The 724-nt window shown below is 50.0% G+C and carries 1 protein-coding gene and 1 pseudogene; both read right to left on the bottom strand.

Translation table 11 applies throughout. The features are described from left to right. Positions 1 to 395: pseudogene (locus tag WKT20_RS18125) on the bottom strand (IS3-like element ISPg5 family transposase); the annotation flags it as partial. 53 nt (positions 396 to 448) lie between these two features. Next, positions 449 to 724: hypothetical protein (locus WKT20_RS18120; protein ID WP_340417874.1), on the bottom strand; the 276-nt coding region annotated here is incomplete at its 5' end.

Here is a 724-nt window from a genome sequence, read left to right as displayed (position 1 = left end):
GAAAGATAGGCAAAACCTTCTCTGGTATAGATATAGGTGATGTCCGCCACCACAAGCTGGCCATTGCCCGCAGGCGTGTACTTGGGAGAAGTGTTTACAAGATCCCTGTAAAGACGGTAACCGTGTCTGGAGTCCGTGGTACGGGGACGGTACCTTGTCCGCCTGAGCATGAGCGAGTTGGAACGGAGCACATTGTAAAACCTGTCCCGTCCTATGGTGAACTTTTCCCTGAAGTATTCACGGCAGAGTGTGTAGAGTTCCCGACAGCCCGCTTTGGGAAGACATTCCTTCTGGCGGACGTACAGGCAGTACAATACAATGCTGGCAGAGAGTATGTCAGCCTCGTTTGAGGCATAGTCATGCTTGTAGTATCCCTGTGCTGATATGCCAAGCAATCTGCAAAGCGGACGCACGCGGTAACGGCGTCCGCCTTGAGACAGGCCCCGGATTACTTGGCACCGGAGTTTTTTCTTACTGGAATGTTATAGGTCTTTTCCGCAAGGTCAATCATGTAGTCGTAGGCGTCACGGGCCATGTTGGACTGCTTCAACTCTACTTCCAGAGACTTGATTTTCCGCTCGAGCTCATGAATACGGTCATGAAGCTCCTGCTCGGTCTGACTTAGTTTCTTGCTCATAATGGGACTTGGTTTATCTTCAATCCCAAAGATACGAAGCCAGCGGCTAATTGTAGTACGTTTCAGACCTTTTTCTCGTTCAAATTC

Origin of the sequence: Phocaeicola sp. ICN-14070, from assembly GCF_037892625.1 — a bacterium.
Lineage (GTDB): Bacteria > Bacteroidota > Bacteroidia > Bacteroidales > Bacteroidaceae > Phocaeicola > Phocaeicola plebeius.
The sequence above is the reverse complement of the archived record's forward strand: the minus strand, read 5'-3'. Positions and strand labels throughout refer to the sequence as shown.